Source organism: Streptomyces sp. WMMC940 (assembly GCF_027460265.1).
Classification (GTDB): Bacteria; Actinomycetota; Actinomycetes; order Streptomycetales; family Streptomycetaceae; genus Streptomyces.
The window spans coordinates 4,089,676-4,110,894 of the sequence record NZ_JAPZBC010000001.1 but is presented as its reverse complement, the minus strand read 5'-3'; the positions used below and the strand labels follow the sequence as shown (position 1 = coordinate 4,110,894).

The following is a 21,219-nucleotide window of genomic DNA, read 5'->3' as shown; positions in this document are numbered from 1 at the left end:
AAGGCGGCCCCGCCAGGACTTCCTGGCGGGGCCGCCTTCGCGGCTGTCTGGCGGGGCCGGGGCACCCGCCCGCACGAGAGCGGGCGTACCCGGCACGGCCCGGGTCCGTGGTCGGGACCGGTCTACGGCTCGAACTTGTAGCCGAGACCGCGCACCGTCACCAGGTAGCGCGGGGCGCCCGGGTCGGGCTCGATCTTGGCACGGAGGCGCTTGACGTGGACGTCGAGGGTCTTGGTGTCGCCCACGTAGTCCGCGCCCCAGACGCGGTCGATCAGCTGCATCCGGGTCAGCACCCGGCCCGCGTTGCGCAGGAGCATCTCCAGGAGATCGAACTCCTTCAGCGGGAGGTCGACCTTCCCGCCCGCCACCGTCACGACGTGGCGGTCGACGTCCATGCGCACCGGTCCGGCCTCCAGGGCCGCCGGGGCGACCTCCTCCGGCTCACCGCGGCGGCGCAGGACCGCCCGGATGCGGGCGACCAGCTCCCGCGAGGAGAAGGGCTTCGTCACGTAGTCGTCGGCCCCTATCTCCAGGCCGACGACCTTGTCGATCTCGCTGTCCTTGGCCGTGACCATGATGACCGGGACGTTGGACCGGCCGCGCAGCTGGCGGCAGACCTCGGTGCCGGGCAGTCCAGGCAGCATCAGGTCGAGCAGGACGAGGTCGGCTCCGTTGCGCTCGAACTCGTCGAGCCCCTCGGGCCCGGTGGTCGCGACGGCGACCTCGAAGCCCTCCTTGCGGAGCATGTAGGAAAGAGCGTCGCTGAAGGATTCCTCGTCCTCGACGACGAGCACTCGGGTCACGGAAGGACCTCCGGGGCAGGCAGTGGTTCGCGTGGTGTGGTCCGAAGATCAGGACCGGAAGGGGAGTCGGGGTCCGGATCGCGGCGGTGGCCCGGCTCCGCACCGGGATCTGCCCGGTGATCGGAAGCGGCGTCGGGATCGGGACCAGCGTCGGGAGCAGGATCGGGACCGGAGTCGGGAGCGGAATCGGGATCGGAGGCCGGATCGGAGTCGTACGGTCCGTCGTCGGCGTGGTCGCCGCCCGGGATGTGCGTACGTTCCCTGACGGAGCCGGCCTCCGGCAACCTCAGGGTGAAGGTGGAGCCCTGGCCCTCCGTGCTCCACACCGTGACCTCCCCGCCGTGCGAGGCGGCCACGTGCTTGACGATGGCCAGGCCCAGACCGGTACCGCCGGTCGCGCGGGAGCGTGCGGGGTCGACGCGGTAGAAGCGTTCGAAGATCCGCTCGCGGTCCTTCTCGGAGATGCCGATGCCCTGGTCGGTCACGGCGATCTCGATCTGGTCCCCGCCGGGTGCGGTGACACGACGTGCGGCGATGCCGACGCGCGTGCGGGCCGGGGAGTAGTTGACGGCGTTCTCGACGAGATTGCCGAGGGCCGCCGCCAGCTGGCCCCGGTTGCCCCACACGTGCAGGCCGGCGGTGCCGTCGCCCCGGGCGGTGCCCCCGACGGCCATGGTGATCTGCTTGGTGGACGCCGTGTGGCGGGACCGGTCGATGGCCTCCGCGACCAGTTCGTCCACGCGTACGGGCTCGGCGTCGTCCAGCGGGTCGTCGTTCTGCACCCGGGAGAGGTCGATGAGCTCCTGCACGAGGTTGGTGAGCCGGGTCGCCTCGATCTGCATCCGGCCGGCGAAGCGGGTGACCGCCTCCGGGTCGTCGGAGGCGTCCATGACGGCCTCGGAGAGCAGGGAGAGCGCGCCGACCGGCGTCTTGAGCTCATGGCTCACATTGGCGACGAAGTCGCGCCGTACGGCTTCTATGCGCCGGGCCTCGGTGAGGTCCTCCACGAGGAGCAGCACCAGCCGGGAGCCCAGCGGCGCGACCCTGGCGGAGACGGCCAGCGCCTCACCGCGTCCGGTGCCGCGTCGCGGCAGGTCGAGCTCCACCTGCCGTATCTCACCGTCGCGGCGCGTGTCGCGGGCCATGTGGAGCATGGGTTCCACGGCCAGCTTCCCGCCCCTGACCAGACCGAGCGCGTACGCGGCCGAGCTGGCCTTGACGACGGAGTCGCTCTCGTCGAGCACGACCGCCGAGGAGCGCAGCACGGAGAGCACGGTGTCGACGCCGGGCGGCAGAACGGCGTCCGTGTGCAGGGAGCTGCGGGTGGGTCTCGCCTGGTCGCGCTCGCTCCAGCGGAACGCCAGCATGGCGATCACGCCGGTGCACACCCCGGCGATCGCAGCCAATGCGGCGACCGCCGCGTTCACGTCCATGCATCCAGGTTATGCACGCTCGCCACGGCTCTCCCAGCCATCCGAGTGGCACCTCGAACAGTCGTCGCCCAGAGTTCACCGAGGGGAAGGTAGCGGTTCACTTGGGAGGGTGGATCCGGACGCGTTGCGGACGGAACGTGGGAGCGTGGGGGTTCAGCCCCACCCGGACCCCTGACGCATTCAAGAGAGGGAACCCCATGCGGGACGCGTACCACGAGGAACTGGACTCGATCGGCGAGGGCCTCGTCGAGATGGCCAGGCTGGTCGGCTCGGCGATCGGGCGCGCCACCACGGCCATGCTCGACGCCGATCTCAAGCTCGCGGAGAGTGTGATCGCCGCGGACCAGAAGGTCGACGATCTGCAGCACGACCTGGAGGCGCGGGCGATAGCCCTGCTCGCCCGCCAGCAGCCGGTCGCGACGGACCTCCGCATCGTGGTGACCTCGCTGCGGATGAGCGCGGACCTGGAGCGCTCCGGCGACCTGGCCCAGCACGTGGCCAAGCTCGCCCGGCTCCGCTTCCCGGACTCGGCGGTCCCGCGCGACCTGCACGCGACCATCCTGGAGATGGGGCAGCTCGCGCAGCGCCTGATGGCGAAGGCCGCGGAGGTCATCATCACCAAGGACGTCGACCTGGCGCTCCAGCTGGAGAACGACGACGACGAGATGGACCTGCTGCACCGCACCCTCTTCACGCACCTGATCGACGACCGCTGGAAGCACGGCATCGAGACGGCGGTCGACGTCACGCTGCTCGGGCGCTACTACGAGCGGTACGCCGACCACGCCGTGGCCGTGGCCAAGCGCGTCGTGTACCTGGTCACGGGCGAGCACGCGGACGAGCTGCAGCCGGAGACGCGGGTCGACGGCGCGTGACCGGCCGACGGGGCGTCGCGGTCGGGAGCACGTGACAGATCATCCGGTCCGCTGTGGGCCGCGGTGCGCGAGCGGTGCGTCGACCGGACCGGGCGTCTTGTCGAGCGACGCTACGACCGGGGGGCACGAACGGCTCGCGGCGGCTTGGCCTCCGTGCGCCGTTGATGCGCCGTGCCGAGTGGGGATGCAATGGGGAGAGGCGTCGAAGGTGCGCCTTTGAGGAGGATCCCATGGCCGACTCCCCCATGACCGACCCGCGCCAGGAAGTGTCCGTCGAAGTGCCCCAGGAGCCGCGCCGGCTCCCGTTGCTCGGTGCCTGCGGCTGCGGCTCGGGCTGCGGCTGCGGCTGCCAGTCGGGCGCGCCGTGCCAGTGCGGCTGACCGCCCGAGTGCGCCCGAGGGGCTCCGTCCGCGCGTGGACGGAGCCCCTCGGTCCGCCGGGGGGCGGACGGCCGCGCGGCATCACACGACGCACGCCTCGGCGGGCGGGACCGCGACCGGCTCGACGTTCTTCTCCTGCTCGGGCCGCACGCGCAGCCCGAGGGCGGCTTCCACGTCGTCCGGCGTGATCTTCGTCCAGGCGGCAAGGTCATGCGTGCACACCGGATCGAACCGCCCCCGCCCGGGGGCGGTTCGTCGTTCCGCTCACGCTGTCGCCCGTGCTCACCTCACGGCGACGAGGATGACCACGACGTCGTTGAAGTTCCTGTCGAAGTTGTCGTAGTACCGGTCGTAGTACCGATCGTGGTGCCGGTAGTCGCGGTAGTCGTCGTAGTAACCGCAGCCCCCGCCCCTCCAGTCGGAACATCCACGATCAGCCGTGACCTGGCTCGCGGCGTATGCTCCGGTTGCCGGCATCACACCGAGTGCGAGCCCTGCGACTCCTGCCGACAACGCGGCTACGATCCTGCGGCGCATTCCCATGCACCTCCGACCATGAAGAATTAATCGGACTTTCAGGGCCTTTCCAGCGTCCCCCCTCTACGAGGACCTGTCAAAGAGAACGCCCCTCGCAGTTCACGCCGGACCACGACCCCCACCCCGCCTGCCCCCGCATCCGGGCCAGTCGGCCCGGTGCCGCGGCACCGCGGCACCCGCCGGGGCGTCCCAGCCCGTCGACGCCCCAGCAAGGGCCCGCGGCATGAAAACGCCTCCGCGCCGGCACCCGTGGGTGCCGGCGCGGAGGCATGATCACAAACCCTACTTCTTCTTGCCCTGGTTCTTGACCGCCTCGATCGCCGCGGCCGCGGCCTCCGGGTCGAGGTAGGTGCCGCCCGGATTCACCGGCTTGAAGTCGGCGTCCAGGTCGTAGGCCAGCGGGATGCCCGTCGGGATGTTCAGACCCGCGATGTCGGTGTCGGAGATGCCGTCCAGGTGCTTGACCAGGGCGCGCAGGCTGTTGCCGTGGGCGGCGACGAGGACCGTGCGGCCGGTCAGCAGGTCCGGGACGATGGCGTCGTACCAGTACGGCAGCATGCGGACGACGACGTCCTTGAGGCACTCGGTACGCGGGCGCAGCTCCGGCGGGATCGTCGCGTAGCGGGCGTCGTGCGCCTGGGAGAACTCGTTGTCGTCGTCGATCGGCGGCGGCGGGACGTCGTAGGAGCGGCGCCACAGCATGAACTGCTCCTCGCCGAACTCCGCGAGGGTCTGCGCCTTGTCCTTGCCCTGCAGGGCGCCGTAGTGGCGCTCGTTCAGACGCCAGGAGCGGTGCACCGGGATCCAGTGGCGGTCCGCGGCCTCCAGCGCGAGCTGGGCGGTGCGGATGGCGCGCTTCTGGAGCGAGGTGTGCACCACGTCGGGGAGCAGACCGGCGTCCTTGAGCAGCTCGCCGCCGCGGACAGCCTCCTTCTCGCCCTTCTCGGTGAGGTTGACGTCCACCCAGCCGGTGAACAGGTTCTTCGCGTTCCACTCGCTCTCGCCGTGGCGGAGGAGGATCAGCTTGTACGTCGCGTCGGCCATGGGGCCGAGCCTAATCGACGCCCGTCACGGCCGACGATTGGCGTCCGGCGTCAATTCACTGGCCTTCCGGAGTGACCCACTTGTAAGTTACCGAATGCCATAGAGCCACTTACATCGCTCCGGGGGGACGCACGTATGCACGCAGCCGCGCTCAGACGGGCCGCGAAGGAGAGCGTCTCGGGTCTGCCCCGGGCGTTCTGGTGGCTGTGGACCAGCACCCTGGTCAACCGGCTCGGCGCCTTCGTCGCCACCTACACGGCCCTGTACCTCACGCTGGAGCGCGGCTACTCCGCCTCGTACGCCGGAATCGTCGCCGCCCTGCACGGGCTCGGCGGCGTCGTCTCGTCGCTGGGCGCCGGGGTCATGGCCGACCGGCTCGGGCGGCGGCCCACGCTGCTGATCGCCCAGACCTCGACCGCCGCCTCAGTGGCCCTGCTCGGTTTCATGGAGCACCCGGTGGCGATCGCCGCCGTCGCCGGTCTCGTCGGCATGACGAGCAACGCCTCCCGGCCGGCCGTGCAGGCGATGATGGCGGACATCGTCCGGCCCGAGGACCGGGTTCGGGCCTTCTCCCTCAACTACTGGGCGATCAACCTCGGGTTCGCCATCTCCTCCGCGGGCGCCGGACTCGTCGCCGAGTACAGCTATCTCGCCGGCTTCCTCGGCGAGGCCGCGCTCACCCTCGTCTGCGCGGTCGTGGTCTTCGTCAAACTGCCGGAGTCCCGGCCGGAGCACATCACCACGGCCGGGAAGGCGGAGCCCGGGACCAGCCTCGGCTCCGTGCTGCGCGACGGGCGCTACATGGGCGTCGTCGGGCTGTCCTTCCTCCTCGCCCTCATCTTCATGCAGAGTTCGGTCGCCCTGCCGGTGGCGATGGGCATGGACGGCTGGTCGCCCTCGGACTACGGCTTCGTCATCGCCCTCAACGGCGTGCTCATCGTCGCACTCCAGATCCCGGTCACCCGCCTGATCGAGCACCGCGACCCCCAGCGCCTGCTCGTCGTCTCCGCCCTGCTCGCCGGATACGGCTTCGGTCTCACCGCGTTCGCCGGCTCGCTCGGCGTCTACGCGCTGACGGTCGTCGTGTGGACGCTCGCCGAGATCGTCAACTCCCCCACGCAGATGGGACTGGTGGTGCGACTGTCGCCGGTGCACGGCCGCGGCCGCTACCAGGGTGTCCACACCCTCTCCTGGTCGGCGGCGGCGCTGGTCGCCCCACTGATGGCGGGTTACGTCATCGACCGCTTCGGCGCCGCCTGGCTGTGGGCGTCGTGCGCGGTCATCGGCACCGTGGCGGCGCTGGGCTACTGGCTGCTGATGCGCGGACTGCCGGACGGCCCCGGGGCGTCCGGGGAGCGGGGGACCTCCGCGGTACCGGTCCGGACGGCCGCACCGGCACCGGCCGCGCCCGCGGACTGCGCACCGCCGGCGGCCCTCGTACCGCCGACGGAGCCCGTGCCGGCACAGCACTCGGGTGGAGCGGACGACGGGACCGGGACTGCCGGGACCGAGCCCAGGGCCGGGGCCGGCGGACACACGAGCACGGGCACGTGCGGCGGGACCGCGTCAGGCGTCGGCGAGGCCGGCGCCTGACGGACGCAGCGGACGGGCCGGTGATCGCGAGCGCCCATTGCACAGGGCGCGGGGAGGCCCGAGGCGCAACGGTCGGGGCGGGCAGGAGGGCGGAACGGGGGCGGAACGGAAGGGGCCTGGCTTCCGGACCCCAGTGCCCGCCGGGTCGGCCGGCCATGGCGCCGGGCCGGCTTCGGTCCGGCGGGCGCAGCAGGGGCTCACCGGGGCGGCCGCGCCTCTGTGGCCGGCCCACGCCCCGCCGGACCGGTCCGTGGCCCGCTGGGTCAGTCCGTGGCCCGCTGGGTCAGATGCGTGAACGCCTCGAGGTTGCGGGTGGATTCGCCGCGGGCGACCCGCCAGGCGTACTCCTTGCGGATGGCTCCGGCGAACCCGAGCTCCAGCAGGGAGTTGAACGCCCCGTCCGCGGCCTCCAGGACCGTCCCGAGCAGTCTGTCGAGCTCGTCGGGGCCGACCGCCGACAGCGGAAGCCGGCCGACGAGGTAGACGTCACCGAGCCGGTCGACGGCGTAGCTCACCCCGAACAGCTTGAGGTTGCGCTCCAGCAGCCAGCGGTGGACGCCGGCCTCGTTCTCGTCGGGGTGGCGGATGACGAAGGCGTTGACGGACAGCGTGTGCCGGCCGACGCGCAGGGAGCAGGTCGTGGCGAGCTTGCGCGTGCCGGGGAGGGTGACGACGTAGGAGCCGGGCTCCGGGCACTCCCACTCAAGTTCCGCGTCCTTGAGGTACGCCTCGATGATCTGCCGAGCGTCAGCCATGGTGGGAGCGTACGCGACGGCGGTGCTCGTGCATCGCGGCCGTGTAGACCTCGGCGGTGGCCGAGGCCGCCGAGTCCCAGCCGAAGCAGCGGGCGTGCGCGGCCGCTGCCGCGCCCATCCGTCCCGTCAGGCGGGGGTCGTCGACGAAGCGGCGCAGCACGCGTGCGTAGTCCGCGGGGTCGTGACCGGCCACGAGGAAACCGGTCCTGTCGTCCCGCACGGCCACCGGGAGCCCGCCCACCGCGGCGGCGACGACGGGCGTGCCGGCCGCCTGCGCCTCTATGGCGACCAGCCCGAACGACTCGCTGTGCGAGGGCATGACCAGGACCGACGCCGCCCTGAACCAGTCCGCGAGCCGGTCCTGGGCGACCGGCGGCCGGAACTGCACCACATCGGCGATGCCCAGCCGGGCCGCCAGCTTCTGCAGGCCTTCCGGCTTGGCCAGACCGCTGCCGCTCGGGCCGCCCACTATCGGCACGACCATGCGGGACCGCAGCGAGGGGTCCTCCGCCAGCAGCAGCGCGACGGCCCTCAGCAGCACGTCGGGCGCCTTCAGCGGCTGGATGCGACCGGCGAACAGCGGGATCACGGCGTCCTGCGGCAGCCCCAGGCGGGCCCGCGCGGCCGAACGGCCGTCGGCGACCCGGAAGCGGTCGAGGTTCACGCCGGGATGGACGACGGCGACCTTCGCGGGCCCGGCGCCGTAGTGCCGGACCAGCTCGCCGGCCTCTTCCGCGGTGTTGGCGATCAGCCGGTCTGCGGCGTCCACGATCTGCGTCTCGCCGATCACGCGGGCGGCGGGCTCGGGGGTGTCGCCGTCGGCGAGCGCGGCGTTCTTGACCTTGGCCATGGTGTGCATGGCGTGGACGAGGGGGACGCCCCAGCGTTCGGCGGCCAGCCAGCCGACGTGGCCGGACAGCCAGTAGTGGGAGTGGACGAGGTCGTAGTGGCCCGGCCGGTGGCCCGCCCACGCCCTCATCACACCGTGCGTGAACGCGCACAGCTGCGCCGGTAGGTCCTCCTTCGCCAGACCCTCGTACGGACCGGCGTCCACGTGCCGGACCAGCACGCCCGGCGCAAGCTCGACGGTCCCCGGCAGGCCTCCCGTGGTGGCGCGGGTGAAGATCTCGACCTCCACGCCGATGGCCGCGAGCCGCCTGGCCAGCTCCACGATGTAGACGTTCATTCCGCCCGCGTCGCCGGTGCCCGGCTGGTGCAGGGGCGAGGTGTGCACGCTGAGCATGGCCACCCGGCGCGGCCTGCGGTGGTGGCCGGGCAGCCGCAACCGGGGCGGCGCCGCCAGGGTGCCGGCGAGCCGGGACACGTACTGGCTCACGGGGACGGTCCTCTCGGCTCTGGTGCTCGGGCATGGCGAACAGAGGACAACCAACGCCCTCCAAAGCCGGTCAACAGTGGAACCGTCTCTTTCATTTCCTGACCTCCCCCCGCTTTGCCCAATCGTTGCCAAGGACGTACGACGGCCGACGGGGGACGCACGGCCACGGCCGTGCGGGAATCCGGCGCCCCCGAGGCCCCGAAGGGGTGGGGGCGCGCCGACGCCCGGAAGGGTGGGCGAGCCGCCGCACCGGCGCCCGACCCAGGAGGGGACGCCGCACGGACGTCGGAAGGGAGCGACGGTACCGGTCGGCCCCGGCCGTCACACGACCCGGTCATGGTGTCCGCGCCAACCGCGACCGGCACGGGTGTCCGCACCGGCGTCCGCCGGCACCGGGGCGCCTTTCCTCCGGTTTACCCTCGTGTGCATGTCCCCGCGCTCCGTCACGCCCTCCTCCCGCCCCGTGGGCGCGGTGACGCGCGGCACCACCAATCCGAACCGGCTGCGCCGCATGGACCGCTGGATCGCCGCCGTGCACGGCCCGGCACTGCGCCGTTCGGCGGTCGCGCCCGTCGCTGTGGACCTCGGCTACGGGGCGGCCCCCTGGACAGCGGTGGAACTGCTGCAGCGGCTCCGCGCCGCGGAACCCCGCACCCGGGTGGTGGGCGTCGAGATCGAGCCCGCCCGGGTGGAGGCGGCCCGCCCGTACAGGCGGGACGGGCTGAGCTTCGTGCACGGAGGTTTCGAGGTTCCGCTGCCCGGCCCCGTCCGCCCGCTGGTCATCAGGGCGGCGAACGTGCTCCGTCAGTACGACGAGGAGCAGGTCGCCGAGGCGTGGCAGCGGCTGTGCGCCCGCCTCGCCCCCGGCGGCCTGCTGGTCGAGGGGACCTGTGACGAGATCGGCCGCCGGCACGTGTGGGTGGCGCTCGACCCGGAGGGCCCGCGGACGGTCACCTTCGCCACCCGCCTCGGCTCGCTGGAACGGCCTTCCGACCTCGCCGAACGGCTTCCCAAGGCACTGATCCACCGCAATGTGCCGGGCGAGTCGGTCCACGCGTTCCTGCGGGACTTCGACCGGGCGTGGGCGGCCGCCGCGCCGTACGCCTCGCTCGGTGCGCGGCAGCGCTGGATCAGGTCCGTGCGTTCGCTGGCCGCGGACTGGCCGCTGACGGACGTCCGGACGGACGGGCGTCGACGGTGGCGGCAGGGCGAGGTGACCGTCAAGTGGTCGGCGCTGGCGCCTGGTTCCGTCTGAACGGGTTCCTCGTGTGTGCGAGGCGCTGGCGAACGGAGCTCCGACGACGAACGGGGCCCGGCCGCACAGGGAGCGCCGCCGGAAGGGACCGCCGCCGGGACGGCCCACCGCCGGAACGGGGCATGAGCGGGGCACGGGCGATGAAGGGGGCACGGGCAACGGGCTGCGCTCCGTTCCCGACAGGCAGGGCGCGGGGGCCGTTTGCCCCAGGCGGGCGCGGGGCCGTTCCTGACAGGCAGGGCGTGGGGGCGCACGCGCAGGGCGCGAAGGCGCACCCGGGAATGCCGTGCCCGGATCGGGAACGCGGCCCGGGGTTCGTTCGTCGGAGGGGTGGAAGTGATCCACGGCTGGTCCATCCGCAGGAACAGGGGGGTGCGTGAAGGGTGACGACCCGGACTGCGGACGGGTGACAGACAGGACCGGGGCGGTCTGACCCTGTCGCTTTGGCGCGGGTCATGGCACCATCGCGTCGAAAGCCGTAAGTTACTGACGGTAAATCATATTTAGAGGGACGAGAGTCGTCTGGCGTTGTCCGGAGGGGGACTTGTGAACCGACGCCTTTACGCGGCCGCCATCACGGTGGTGAGCGCCGTGACGCTGCTGGCCGCGCCGGGCCAGGCCCTCGCCGCGCCCCAGCCGCCCGAGCCTCCCGGAAAGAACCTCGAAGAAGTGCGCAAGGAGCTCGACGAGCTCTACCGCAAGGCCGCTTCGGCCACGGACGCGTACAACCTGGCCGAGGAGCAGGCCGACCGGCAGTCGGCGCAGATCGTGAAACTGGCCCAGGAGATCGCCAAGGGGCAGGCCAGGATCGACGACCTCAAGGACCGGGCCGGCGCCACGGCCCGCGCCCAGTACCGGGGCGGTGGACTGCCGCCCGAGGCGCAGTTGGTCCTCACCGACGATCCGCAGCTCTTCCTCGACGCCGCCGGACGCATCAAGGCGGGCGGCAAGGCGACGAAGGACCTCCTCGGCGAACTCAACCGCACCCAGGCCGACTTGCGGGCCTACAGCAAGGAGGCCAGCGCCCAGTGGGCGCTGCTGGAGGCGAACCGGGTCAAGAAGGAGAAGCACAAGAAGGAGATCAACAAGCAGATCGCCGCAGCCCGGCAGATAGAGGCACGGCTCCGGAAGGAAGAGCTGGCGCGACTGCAGAAGCTGGAGCAGGAAGCCGCGCACCGGGCACAGACGGCCTGGCTGGGCTCAGGCGTCCTCAAGGAGATCAACGGCCGCGCGAGCGAGCAGGGCAAGGCCGCGGTCGCCTTCGCGACCGAGCAGATCGGCAAGCCGTACGTGTGGGGTGCGGAGGGGCCGGGCTCCTACGACTGCTCCGGACTGACCTCGCAGGCATGGGCGGCCGCCGGGCGCGGTATCCCGCGCACCTCGCAGGAGCAGTGGCGGTTGCTGCCGCGCGTCGACATCAAGGACATGCGGCCGGGCGACCTGATCATCTACCACGCCGACGCCAGCCACGTGGGGATGTACGTGGGCGACGGCGCGATCGTCCACGCGCCCCGTCCCGGGCGGAACGTGACACTGGCGGGTGCGGGCTCGATGGCGATCCTCGGGGTCGTCCGCCCGGACAAGTGAGCGGAACCACAACAAAAAGGACGGAGTGAGCCGGGTCACGCGGGAGTTGCGTGACCCGGCTCACCTGCACCGCGTGACGTTCGTCATCAGCCGCGGAGCAACTACGCCCTGATGCGCGGCATATGCCATCCACTCTTCCCGGAACGCCATTCCCCCGAACCCCCCGCTACCGCTATGGTCCCCGTCTGGTGGGACGTCGTTCGTCGACCCACCGCGCCCTCGGGGGGAGGGAAGGAAACACACCGATGCCCGTACCCGTTCCGCGCCAGCGGACCGGCTCACCAGTCACCGTAGGCCCCATCGCCGCGACGCCCGTCACCGGTCCCGTCACCGCCGACCCCGTCTCGGAGTCCGCGGGCGGGGGCGACCTCACGCTCCTCGTCATCGAGGACGACCCGGCGGGCACCTTCACCGTCCCCGAACTGCTCGGTGCCGCCGGTACGCGGGTACGCATCCGCACCGCCCGCAACCTCACCGAGGCCGAGCGGCTCCTCACGGACGACGTCCACTGCATCCTCGTCGACCTCGCGCTTCCCGGTTCCGCCCGCGACCGCGCCGAGGGCGACGAGCTCGCCGTGCTGCGGCACGTCCTGCGCATCGCGCCCAAGCACGCCGTGCTGGCGCTGACCGCGGACGCCGACGCCGAGCGCGCCGCCGAGGCCGTACGGGTCGGGGCACAGGACTTCCTGCACCGTGACGAGCTGGACGGACGGGTCCTCAGCCGGGCCATCCGCTACGCCGTCGAGCGCAAGCGCGCCGACAGCGCCCAGGTGAAGCTCGCCGAGTCGCGGCTGCGGGCGCAGGAGAACGCCCGGCTCGAGCGGGGGCTGCTGCCCACGCCCCTGCTGCAGGGCAGCGATCTGCGGTTCGCGGCCCGCTACCGCCCGGGACGCTCGCGCGCCCTGCTCGGCGGTGACTTCTACGACACGGTCCGCACCCCGGACGGCACGGTCCACGCGATGATCGGCGACGTCTGCGGGCACGGCCCCGACGAGGCCGCCCTGGGCGTGGAGCTGCGCATCGCCTGGCGGGCGCTGACGTTCGCCGGGATGTGCGGCGACGAGCTGCTCTCCACGCTCCAGCAGGTTCTGGAGCACGAGCGCGAGAGCGACGAGATCTTCGCGACCCTGTGCACGGTCGACATCGCTGCGGACGGCCGGCGTGCGGGGCTGTGCCTGGCCGGGCACCCGTCCCCGCTCATCGTCCGCAGGGGCCGGCCCGCGCGGCTGCTCCCGTACGAGAACGGCGGCCCGGCCCTGGGTCTGCTGCCGCGCGCCCGCTGGCCGCGCCGGCAGGTGGAGCTGGGCGCCGCGTGGAGCCTGATGATGTACACGGACGGCCTGATCGAGGGCCGGACCGCACCGGGCGGCGACCGGCTGGGTCAGGACGGCATGGTCGACATGATCAACCGGCAGCTGGCGGCCGGGCTCAGCGGCGAGGCGCTGCTGGAGGCCGCGGTGGCGGAGGTGCGCGAGCTCAACGGCGGCGACCTCACCGACGACGTGGCCGTGCTGCTGCTGGACCGCGACCGGGCAGACGGCTGATTCCCGCCCGGGGGACGGGCCTCCGGGCGCTTGCCCAGGGGCGCTCCGAGCGCATCTGGGCGCCCTGGGGTCCCGCGTGACGTGGGTGGTCCCGCCGGGCGCCACGGACCGATCTCCACCGTGGACACGGACGAGCGCGGAGCCCTCCCGTGAGGGGGGTCGGCACGCGTGCGGGAATCCGGCGAGGGCCTGGCGCGCGCCCTGACCGCCGACGACATGGAGGCGGCGCGCAAGGAGGGCCGGATCGCCCGCCGTGGACGGGCGCCCCGACCGCCCTACCGTCCGCCGTTGTAGGGGCCGTACGGCCCGTCGCTGCTGGAGCCGCCGCGCCGACCGCCGCCGGACACCTGCTGGAGCGCGGGGCGAACGTCGACCATGAAGACGATCGTCGCGATCAGCCCGGCGATCTGCAGGAACAGCATCGGCACGAAGACGTTCACGGCGACCGTGACACCGAGCAGGATCAGCCAGAACATCTTCGACTGCTTGCCGGCCGCACGGTACGCGTCCTCACGGGCGACGGCGGCGAACCCCAGCGCGACCAGGGCGAGGATGAGCATGGCCAGATTGAGCAGCCAGAGAATCGTGCCGAATCCCTCGAGCAACATGCTGTGCACCGCCTAGTGGATTGAAACGCGTCACGACCACGGTACGGCCAGGACAAGGCCAACGTACCCGCACAACGGGCCGGGAACCTCGAAGGTGCCCGGCCCGTGGGATGTGCGCCCCGCCCGCGGCCGCGAGGCAGCGCGTGGGGCGGTACCGCTACTTCCCGGCCTGCGGGCTGGTGGACTTCTTGGCCACGGGCTTGCGGGGCGCGGGCTTGCTGGCGACCGGCGGCGCCGGCTTCTTGTCCTCGACCCTGGCCGCCGGCTTCGGGGCGGCCTGGGTCTTCGCCGCTCCGTTGGTGGCCTTCGGCGCCTCGGCCTTGGGCTTCGGCTCCGCCTTGGGCTCGACGGCGACGGCGATCTCGGCGATCTCCTCCGCGGCCTCGCCGCGCCACGACTTCACGGCCTGCTCACCGTGCTCGGCGACCTTCTCGTAGGTCTCGCGGGCCCGGACCGCGTACTCCGCGGCCACGCCCACACTGCGCAGCGCTAGGTCCTGCGCGTTCTCACCGAGCTTCTTCAGATCGGTGTCCAGGTTCCCGAGCACCTCGGTCACCTTGGCCTGCACGGTGGCCTGGGCCTCCCGGGCCTGAGCCACCACCTTCGCCTGTACGGCCTTCGGGTCGGTCTCCCGTACGGCGTCGATACGGGCGGGCGCCTCGGCGCGCAGCTGGTCGATCAGCGCGGGCACCTTCTTCGCCTGCTGCACGGCCAGGTCGGCCGTGCCGGCCGCGAAGTAGAGGGGGGTCGGGTCGGTGAGGGTCTTGCGCAGGTCATCGGTGATGGCCATGACTGTGGTCCTCCCGGATCGCAGATTCGTCGGTTCAGACTTCGGGTGATGAGGGTTGGTCGGCACCACTTCCTGCGGCCGTGCGGGGGCCGTCCTCAGAGGTGTCCTTATCCGTATCGGCGCCGAAGCCGTTCTCCTTGCGGAACGATTCGTAGATCTGCAGCAGCACCTGCTTCTGCCTCTCGTTGATCGAGGGATCGGCCAGGATGACCGCCCGCGTCTCCAGCTCGTCCCGTTCGCGCTCGTCGAGGATCCCGGCCCGGACGTACAGCGTCTCGGCCGAGATCCGCAGCGCCTTGGCGACCTGCTGCAGCACCTCGGCGCTCGGCTTGCGCAGCCCGCGCTCGATCTGGCTCAGGTACGGATTGGACACCCCGGCGGCGTCGGCGAGCTGCCGCAGCGACAGCTGCGCGTTGCGCCGCTGCTCGCGGAGATAGTCACCGAGACTGCCGACGTTGAGGGATGCCATGGTTCCGATGGTGCGCCATCGCCGCTAACTTTTGCAAGCACGTGCTTGCAAAAGTGCGCTCCATCACTCGTGCGGCCGAGCGGGAACCGGACGGCGGTGACCTGTCTCTGCGAAGTTGAGGCAGTCCCGGTCTTCGTGAGGCATCCGGTCGCGCGTCTCGCTCAATCTCGGGCATCTGCCGCTGCGCCTCGATCAATCTGAGGTACGGGCCTCCTCCGGGCCCTACGGTCGTTCCACCTGGTCAGCGCCGAGTGGGGGTGCGTGGTGGAGGCGGAGGACTTCTGGCTGGAGTACGTCGATGCCCGGGGTGAGTCGCGCGGTGGACCGCTTGAGGTGATGTGGCGAGACCGGTTCGAGGCGGCCGGGCAGGTGCGTGCGTTCCCGTCGTACCGGGGGCAGCGGAACTTCTCGGGCTGGTACTGGGCCGCGACCTGCTCCGACCTGGTGGGCTACGAGTCGTGGGTGGAACTCGGGCACCTGATGCGGCTGGATGCCGACCCGGACGTGGTGGCGGTGGCCTCGCAGCCGTTCCAGTTGTCGTGGCGGTACGGCGGCCAGGGTCGTCGGATCCGGCACACGCCGGACTACTTCGTACGTCGCCAGGACGGCACGGCCGTGGCGGTGGACGTGCGCCCGGATGAGCGGATCGAGCCTGAGGACGCGGCGAAGTTCGAGGCCACGGCTGAGGCGTGCGCCCGGGTCGGCTGGGACTACGAACGGGTCGGTGTTCTGGATCCGGTGCTGGCGGCGAATCTGCGGTGGTTGTCGGGTTACCGGCATCCCAGGGTGCGGCGGGAGCCGGTGGCCGGCGCTCTGCTGGCGGTGTTCCGCGAGCCGCTGGGGCTGCTGGCGGGGGCGCGGGCCGTCGGTGACCCGCTCGCGGTGCTGCCGGTGCTCTATCACCTGCTCTGGCGCCGCGAGCTGACTGCGGAGATGCGAACGGGGCGTTTGTCGGCGGCGTCGCGGGTGCGGCTGGCGCCCACGACCGTGGGGGAGGTGGGCTGGGATGCCGACGCGCCCGAAGCTGCTGTCGCTGGGTGACCGGGTTCGTTACGACGGGCGTGAGCACATCGTCGCCGCCCTGCACGGCACATCGGTACGCCTGGTCGATGACGCCCAGGCCGCGAGCGTCGTGCTGCTGGGACATCTGCTCGCCTCCGATGGCTTCACCGTGCTCAGCACCGGCCCGGCTCGCCCGCCGCTGCCCGAGGAGGGGGTGCTTGACGGGCTGCCGGAGGAGGTGGTGGAGCGGGCCCGGTGGTGGCAGCGGCATCTGACCGAGCTGATGACGGGCCGCCCGGACGCTGATCCGGGCACAACGGTGCGGGCCGAGTACGACCCGGAGGTGCACTCGGTGCGTCAGCGCGAGCTGACCAAGCTCGCCGAACTGCACGAGGCCGGTGAGGAGGTAGGCCTGAGCACCCTCCAGCGGCTGCGCGCCCGTTTCGAGCGTGAGGGGGTGGCGGGTCTGGTGGACCGGCGGCTGCTCAAGCCCGCGACCGGCACGGGCCGGGCCGATCCGCGGGTGGTGTCCGCGATCGAGCGGGTCGTGAACAGCCGGACCAGCGAGGCCACGGTGTCCGCGCAGGTGCTGCGGCGCCAGGTCGAGCGCCGCCTGGCGGCCGAGCACGGCACCGGAGAGGTCCCGATGCCGTCCAGGGCGACGTTCTACCGGCTGCTGGAGGCGGTTTCCACGGGGCGGCACCTGCTGGGGTCGGCTCGCACGCGCAGGTCGGTGGGCAAGCAGCCGAAGCGGATGTTCGGGCTGCTGACCGCGGCCCGGCCGGGTGAGGTGATGGAGATCGACTCGACTCCGCTGGACGTGATGGTCGTCCACGATGACGGGACGGTGGACCGCTGCGAGCTGACCGGGCTGGTGGATCTGGCGACCAGGACGCTGGCGGCGGTGGTGCTGCGGCCGTCGACGAAGGCGGTGGACGCCGCGCTGCTGCTGGCCCGGGCGATGACACCGGAGCCGATGCGGCCCGGCTGGTCGGACGCGTTGCGCATGTCGCGGTCGGTGCTGCCCTATGCCTCGCTGCTGCCGCTGGACGAGCGGCTGGCCAAGGCCGCCGCGAAGCCTGTGATCGTCCCGGAGACGGTGGTCAGTGACCGCGGCAAGGCGTTCATCTCGGACAACTTCCGCAATGCCTGTCGGCACCTGGGGATCTCCTTCCAGCCCGCGCACCCGGACACCCCGACCGACAAGCCGCACATCGAGCGGACGCTGGGGTCGGTGGCGACGATGTTCGCTCAGTACGTGACCGGCTACACCGGCCGCAGTGCGGAGATGCGGGGCAAGGACCCGGCCGCGCAGGCGGCCTGGTCCATCCACGAGCTCCAGGAACTCTTGCAGGAATGGGTTGTCGCCGTCTGGCAGGTCAGGCCGCATGACGGTCTTCGGGATCCGCTGATGCCAGACCGTCCGCTGAGCCCGAACGAGAAGTACGCCGCGCTGGTGTCGGCAGCTGGATACGTGTCCATTGCGCTCAGCCCGCAGGAGTACATCCAACTCATGCCCCGTGAGTGGCGGGTCGTCGGCCGCAGCGGGGTGCGGATCAACAACCGCACTTACGACGCTCCGGCGCTCGGCCCTTTCCGGGGCCAGTCCTCGGGAGCCGGTCCGGGCGGCAAGCTCTGGGAAGTCCATTACGACCCCTACGACATCTCCCGTGTCTGGGTACGCGACCACCACGGCACGGGCTGGATCACCGCGATCTGGCGCCATCTGCGCACCTCGCCCGTCCCGATGGGCGAGCTGGTCTTCGATCGGGCCCACCAGATCCTGGCTGAACGCGGGCAACGCAGGCCGAACGAGGAGGCGGTCGCGCAGGTTGCCGCGGAACTGCTGGACCGGGCCGCGGACGGGCCCGATCACGAGCCTGGCCGTCGGGCAGAGACGCCGGGCCGGTCAGCCCGGCGACGCAACCGCAAGGTCGCCGCCCGCACCCGGGCCACCAGCGAACCCGCCTGGCCCCGGCCGGCACCCGCGTCAGAGCCGGAACCACAGGCGGAACCGGCACACGAAGACGTTGGCGAGCTTGCCGACGTCGTCCCGCTGGAGATCTTCGACGCGCGCAAGGAGGCCGAGAAGTGGTGGTGAACGCCGAGGCTCCGGGCGGAGAGGAAACGGGGCTACCCGATGACTGGACCGATCCCTCCACCCGTCTGGAGGGCTGGCGGCGCTTCGTGGAGGCCGATCCGGCCGTCTTCGAGCTGCTGCCCGAGCAGCAGCGGCAGGCCTTGTCCCCGCAGCTGCGGGAGGCCTACGACGAGGCCCGCATCGCCTACCACTCCGAGCTCCAGGTCGTGCACACCTCCACGGTCAGGGAGATCGCCCACCAGGGGCGGCTGCTGACCCTGCTGAACCAGCGCGAGCACGGCGCCCGCCGCGGGATGATCGTCTCGGGGGAGTGGACGACGGGGAAAACCACCGCACTCAAGCAGCTCGGCCGCACCCATGAGCTCCGCATCCGGCAGCGTTACCCGGGCAGTGACCGCATCCCGGTGGTCTACATCACCGCCCCGCCCAAGGGATCCCCGCGCAAACTCGCGATGGAGTTCGCCCGGTTCCTCGGCCTGCCCGTGATCAGCCCGCGGCACAACACCATCGACGTCACCAGTGCCGTCTGCCAGGTGATGATCGAGGCCCGCACGGAGCTGGTGCTGGTCGACGAGATCCACCTGCTCAACCACGCGACCACCGCCGGCGAGGACCTCTCCGATCATCTGAAGTACTTCACCGAGCACCTGCCTGCGACGTTCGTCTATGCCGGGATCAACGTGGAGAAGTGCGGGCTGTTCACCGGGATTCGCGGCAAGCAGCTGGGAGGCCGCTGCATCCTGGTCCGCACCGGCGCCTTCCCTCTCAACGCCGAGTGGCAGGCGCTGGTCGCTTCCCTGGAGCAGACCCTCCGCCTGCACCACCATCAGACCGGAACCCTGGTTCAGCTCGCGAAATACCTGCACCAGCGGACCGGCGGCATGATCGGAAGCCTCTCCCACCTGATCCGGGCTGCGGCGATCTCCGCCATCCTCGACGGCGGCGAGCGCATCACCAAAGCTGCTTTGCGGGGCATCCGGATCGACCACAACAGCCAATCCGACTCCCCGCCCGAACCACGCAGGGCAGCCGGATGAGCGCGCGCTTCGAACCCGTCGTCTTCCGCCCGCTGCCACGTCCGCTCAAGCCCTTCCCGCAGGAGACCGAGGCCTCGTTCCTGGCCCGGCTCGCCGCAGCGAACGCGATGCCCATCCAGCGCATCCAGCGGCCCTCCCACTGGCTGGCCTCCCGTCTGGATCCGATCGGCCAGCTCAGCGTCCTCAGCGGACAAACCCGCACCGCGATCGAGTACGCGATCCCTCGCTGGGAGCCACAGGCATGGAACGTCCCGAAGGGATCCTTCGAAGCGACTCCCCGGTGGGCCTGCCGCCGGTGCGTCGCCCGCAGGACGGGCAACCAGGACCAAGGCGTCATGATCTGGATGTCCAAACACCACGACCAGGTCTGCCTCCCCCACCGCCTCTGGATCGGCCGGGCCGTCGAAGCCCCCGCCTACCAGTTCGACCTCGCCGATCTACCGGAGATCGTCGCCGCCCAGCGGCGCCACTACCGGCTCCTTCGCCGCTATGGCCCCCACGTGCTCAACACCTGCTACGAACAGAGCTCCCGCTTCTGGCACACCCTCTTGCGGCACGGCTACCGGATCAGCGAACGCTCGCACCGCCTCGCCCGGCTCCAGCCTCGCCCTGAGCGCAGCGTCCGGCCCTGGGATCCCAAACGCTATGCCGCGGTCTATCCGGAGATCGTCAAAACCATGGTCCTCTACGCCGCCCCGCACTGGCGCAGCCTGGCCATGTCCAGCAGCGAAGACGACTTCCGGGCCTTCCATGCCGAGTTCACACGGCGACTCCCCAATGAAAGACCCCTACGCACGGCGGCCAAGCCCTGGTTCGTCCACCAACTCCGCGTCATCGCAGACACCATCCAAGAGGCTGCAGAACACCCGGCCGACGGCCGCACCGGCACGGCTCTGTCCCTGTCAGCCCAGGTCGAGAGCGATGCCGGGCGGGAGAATCCCGATGACGTTGAACGCGATGCTGGCCTAGCGTTCCCCCATGACCTCCGCTGACAGCGACATCGACGACAAGCCCGGCCTGACTATCCACTGCCAGGAGAACCCATCGGTCGGTGTGAGGTTTTGTGACCGGTTCAGCTTCGACACCGACTCCGTGCACTACGCCGTCGAACTCTGGGCTCCAGGCCTGACTGCCCGCGCCAACGAGGTAGTGGCCTGGATCTGGGACAGCGACCTCGCCCCGTTCCTGGAAGAACTGGCCGCCGACTACCGCGGATGGGACGGCGAACGCAGCTGGCGGACGGACGACAAAGACCTGATGGTCTCGGCGGTCTTCCGATCGGGTGGCCACGTCGGGCTGACCTGGACGTTGCGCCCGTGGCCCAGCGCCGCCGGCGGATGGAGCGCCTCAGTGACCACCTGGCTGGAGGGCGGAGAGCAGATGGCCTCCCTGGCATCCGATGTCCGGCACTTCCTCGCCGGAGCCATCGATGGTCAGGTTGACTGAGACAAGCCGCCCCTCGCCGTCTCAGTCAACCTGAACCACCGCAGGTCGGAACCTCAGGATGGCCCACTTCTACTGAGACGGGTCAGGCGGCGCGGCCGCGTCGGAGGCCCCGCTGCGGTAAGGGGCGCGGTCACGCGTACACACGTCTTCCGGCTTCCGGCTTCCGGCTTCCGGGCGGTCTGTACGGTGTCCACTGTGTCCCGTGTACCCCTCTCCGACCTCGTCAGGCTGCGCCGGGCCCGTGACGCGATGGACCGCGACTACGCCCAACCCCTGGACGTACCGGCGCTCGCACGCATCGCCCTGATGTCGGCGGGGCACTTCTCGCGCAGTTTCCGGGCCGCCTACGGCGAGACGCCCTACAGCTATCTCATGACCCGCCGGATCGAGCGGGCCAAGGCGCTGCTGCGGCGCGGCGACCTGTCCGTGACGGAGGTCTGCATGGAGGTCGGCTGCACCTCGCTGGGCTCCTTCAGCTCGCGGTTCACCGAGCTGGTCGGCGAGAGCCCCAGTGCGTACCGGGCCCGCGACCACGACCACGGATCCGCCATCCCGGCCTGCATCGCGAAGATCCACACCAGGCCGGTCAGGAACGGAGAAGCGGCCGGCCCCGCCGGTCCGTAG

The 21,219-nt window shown here is 71.3% G+C and carries 22 protein-coding genes; 12 read left to right on the top strand and 10 right to left on the bottom strand.

Going from position 1 to position 21,219, the window contains the following annotated elements; translation table 11 throughout:
- Positions 1-122 precede the first annotated feature (122 nt).
- Both O7595_RS18110 and O7595_RS18105 read right to left on the bottom strand, forming a co-directional pair.
- Positions 123-803 carry a response regulator transcription factor gene (locus O7595_RS18110; protein ID WP_064067557.1) on the bottom strand — a complete coding sequence of 227 codons (681 nt, stop codon included), beginning with the start codon at positions 801-803 and terminating at the stop codon, positions 123-125.
- Positions 800-2,236 carry a sensor histidine kinase gene (locus O7595_RS18105; protein WP_269729691.1) on the bottom strand — a complete coding sequence of 479 codons (1,437 nt, stop codon included), beginning with the start codon at positions 2,234-2,236 and terminating at the stop codon, positions 800-802. The genes O7595_RS18110 and O7595_RS18105 overlap by 4 nt, the downstream gene beginning before the upstream one ends.
- 197 nt (positions 2,237-2,433) lie before the next feature.
- Between O7595_RS18105 and phoU the strand changes: the two genes are divergently transcribed.
- Both phoU and O7595_RS18095 read left to right on the top strand, forming a co-directional pair.
- Positions 2,434-3,111: a phosphate signaling complex protein PhoU gene (gene phoU, locus O7595_RS18100; protein ID WP_269729690.1), complete on the top strand. Its 678-nt coding sequence runs from the start codon at positions 2,434-2,436 to the stop codon at positions 3,109-3,111.
- A gap of 230 nt (positions 3,112-3,341) precedes the next feature.
- The gene (locus O7595_RS18095) at positions 3,342-3,491 is read left to right on the top strand and encodes a hypothetical protein (protein WP_269729689.1); all 150 of its coding nucleotides are present in this window, start codon (positions 3,342-3,344) and stop codon (positions 3,489-3,491) included.
- 81 nt (positions 3,492-3,572) lie between these two features.
- Here the strand turns inward: O7595_RS18095 and O7595_RS18090 are convergent, their stop codons facing one another.
- The 3 genes from O7595_RS18090 to O7595_RS18080 all read right to left on the bottom strand — a co-directional run bounded on the left by O7595_RS18090 (position 3,573) and on the right by O7595_RS18080 (position 5,072).
- Positions 3,573-3,713: a hypothetical protein gene (locus tag O7595_RS18090; protein WP_269729688.1), complete on the bottom strand. Its 141-nt coding sequence runs from the start codon at positions 3,711-3,713 to the stop codon at positions 3,573-3,575.
- Between the two features lie 60 nt (positions 3,714-3,773).
- On the bottom strand, positions 3,774-3,968 hold the full coding sequence (locus O7595_RS18085; protein WP_269729687.1) for a hypothetical protein: 195 nt from the start codon (positions 3,966-3,968) through the stop codon (positions 3,774-3,776).
- A 342-nt stretch (positions 3,969-4,310) separates the two neighbouring features.
- Positions 4,311-5,072, bottom strand: coding sequence for a phosphoglyceromutase (locus tag O7595_RS18080; protein ID WP_269729686.1), 762 nt, complete (start codon positions 5,070-5,072; stop codon positions 4,311-4,313).
- Positions 5,073-5,207: 135 nt separating this feature from the next.
- On the opposite strand from O7595_RS18080, the gene O7595_RS18075 reads away from it, so the two are divergent.
- On the top strand, positions 5,208-6,665 hold the full coding sequence (locus O7595_RS18075) for an MDR family MFS transporter (protein ID WP_269729685.1): 1,458 nt from the start codon (positions 5,208-5,210) through the stop codon (positions 6,663-6,665).
- A 263-nt stretch (positions 6,666-6,928) separates the two neighbouring features.
- Here the strand turns inward: O7595_RS18075 and O7595_RS18070 are convergent, their stop codons facing one another.
- On the bottom strand, positions 6,929-7,420 hold the full coding sequence (locus tag O7595_RS18070; RefSeq protein ID WP_138054495.1) for a YbjN domain-containing protein: 492 nt from the start codon (positions 7,418-7,420) through the stop codon (positions 6,929-6,931).
- Entirely contained in the window at positions 7,413-8,756 is a 1,344-nt protein-coding gene (gene mshA / locus O7595_RS18065; protein ID WP_269729684.1) for a D-inositol-3-phosphate glycosyltransferase, read from the bottom strand. The genes O7595_RS18070 and mshA overlap by 8 nt, the downstream gene beginning before the upstream one ends.
- A 427-nt stretch (positions 8,757-9,183) precedes the next feature.
- Here mshA and O7595_RS18060 point away from each other — a divergent pair, with 427 nt between their 5' ends.
- From O7595_RS18060 to O7595_RS18050, 3 genes are all read left to right on the top strand, one after another.
- Positions 9,184-10,011, top strand: coding sequence for a class I SAM-dependent methyltransferase (locus O7595_RS18060; protein ID WP_269729683.1), 828 nt, complete (start codon positions 9,184-9,186; stop codon positions 10,009-10,011).
- Between the two features lie 546 nt (positions 10,012-10,557).
- Positions 10,558-11,598 (top strand): C40 family peptidase, encoded by a 1,041-nt coding sequence (locus O7595_RS18055; RefSeq protein ID WP_269729682.1) that lies wholly within the window; start codon positions 10,558-10,560, stop codon positions 11,596-11,598.
- Between the two features lie 245 nt (positions 11,599-11,843).
- Positions 11,844-13,142: a PP2C family protein-serine/threonine phosphatase gene (locus O7595_RS18050; RefSeq protein WP_269729681.1), complete on the top strand. Its 1,299-nt coding sequence runs from the start codon at positions 11,844-11,846 to the stop codon at positions 13,140-13,142.
- 275 nt (positions 13,143-13,417) lie between these two features.
- Here the strand turns inward: O7595_RS18050 and O7595_RS18045 are convergent, their stop codons facing one another.
- The 3 genes from O7595_RS18045 to O7595_RS18035 all read right to left on the bottom strand — a co-directional run bounded on the left by O7595_RS18045 (position 13,418) and on the right by O7595_RS18035 (position 15,009).
- The gene (locus O7595_RS18045; protein ID WP_269729680.1) at positions 13,418-13,750 is read right to left on the bottom strand and encodes a DUF2516 family protein; all 333 of its coding nucleotides are present in this window, start codon (positions 13,748-13,750) and stop codon (positions 13,418-13,420) included.
- A 157-nt stretch (positions 13,751-13,907) separates the two neighbouring features.
- Positions 13,908-14,540 (bottom strand): hypothetical protein, encoded by a 633-nt coding sequence (locus tag O7595_RS18040; protein WP_269729679.1) that lies wholly within the window; start codon positions 14,538-14,540, stop codon positions 13,908-13,910.
- Between the two features lie 34 nt (positions 14,541-14,574).
- On the bottom strand, positions 14,575-15,009 hold the full coding sequence (locus tag O7595_RS18035; protein ID WP_138054488.1) for a helix-turn-helix domain-containing protein: 435 nt from the start codon (positions 15,007-15,009) through the stop codon (positions 14,575-14,577).
- Positions 15,010-15,270: 261 nt separating this feature from the next.
- Here O7595_RS18035 and O7595_RS18030 point away from each other — a divergent pair, with 261 nt between their 5' ends.
- From O7595_RS18030 to O7595_RS18005, 6 genes are all read left to right on the top strand, one after another.
- The gene (locus tag O7595_RS18030; protein WP_269729678.1) at positions 15,271-16,050 is read left to right on the top strand and encodes a TnsA-like heteromeric transposase endonuclease subunit; all 780 of its coding nucleotides are present in this window, start codon (positions 15,271-15,273) and stop codon (positions 16,048-16,050) included.
- Positions 16,016-18,112, top strand: coding sequence for a Mu transposase C-terminal domain-containing protein (locus O7595_RS18025; RefSeq protein WP_269729677.1), 2,097 nt, complete (start codon positions 16,016-16,018; stop codon positions 18,110-18,112). Before O7595_RS18030 ends, O7595_RS18025 begins: the two co-directional genes overlap by 35 nt.
- Complete coding sequence (locus tag O7595_RS18020; protein WP_269729676.1) at positions 18,103-19,149, top strand: ATP-binding protein; 1,047 nt, start codon at positions 18,103-18,105, stop codon at positions 19,147-19,149. The genes O7595_RS18025 and O7595_RS18020 overlap by 10 nt, the downstream gene beginning before the upstream one ends.
- On the top strand, positions 19,146-20,141 hold the full coding sequence (locus O7595_RS18015) for a hypothetical protein (RefSeq protein WP_269729675.1): 996 nt from the start codon (positions 19,146-19,148) through the stop codon (positions 20,139-20,141). Before O7595_RS18020 ends, O7595_RS18015 begins: the two co-directional genes overlap by 4 nt.
- The gene (locus tag O7595_RS18010; RefSeq protein ID WP_269729674.1) at positions 20,128-20,595 is read left to right on the top strand and encodes a DUF6228 family protein; all 468 of its coding nucleotides are present in this window, start codon (positions 20,128-20,130) and stop codon (positions 20,593-20,595) included. Before O7595_RS18015 ends, O7595_RS18010 begins: the two co-directional genes overlap by 14 nt.
- 249 nt (positions 20,596-20,844) lie before the next feature.
- Positions 20,845-21,219: a helix-turn-helix transcriptional regulator gene (locus tag O7595_RS18005; protein ID WP_269732527.1), complete on the top strand. Its 375-nt coding sequence runs from the start codon at positions 20,845-20,847 to the stop codon at positions 21,217-21,219.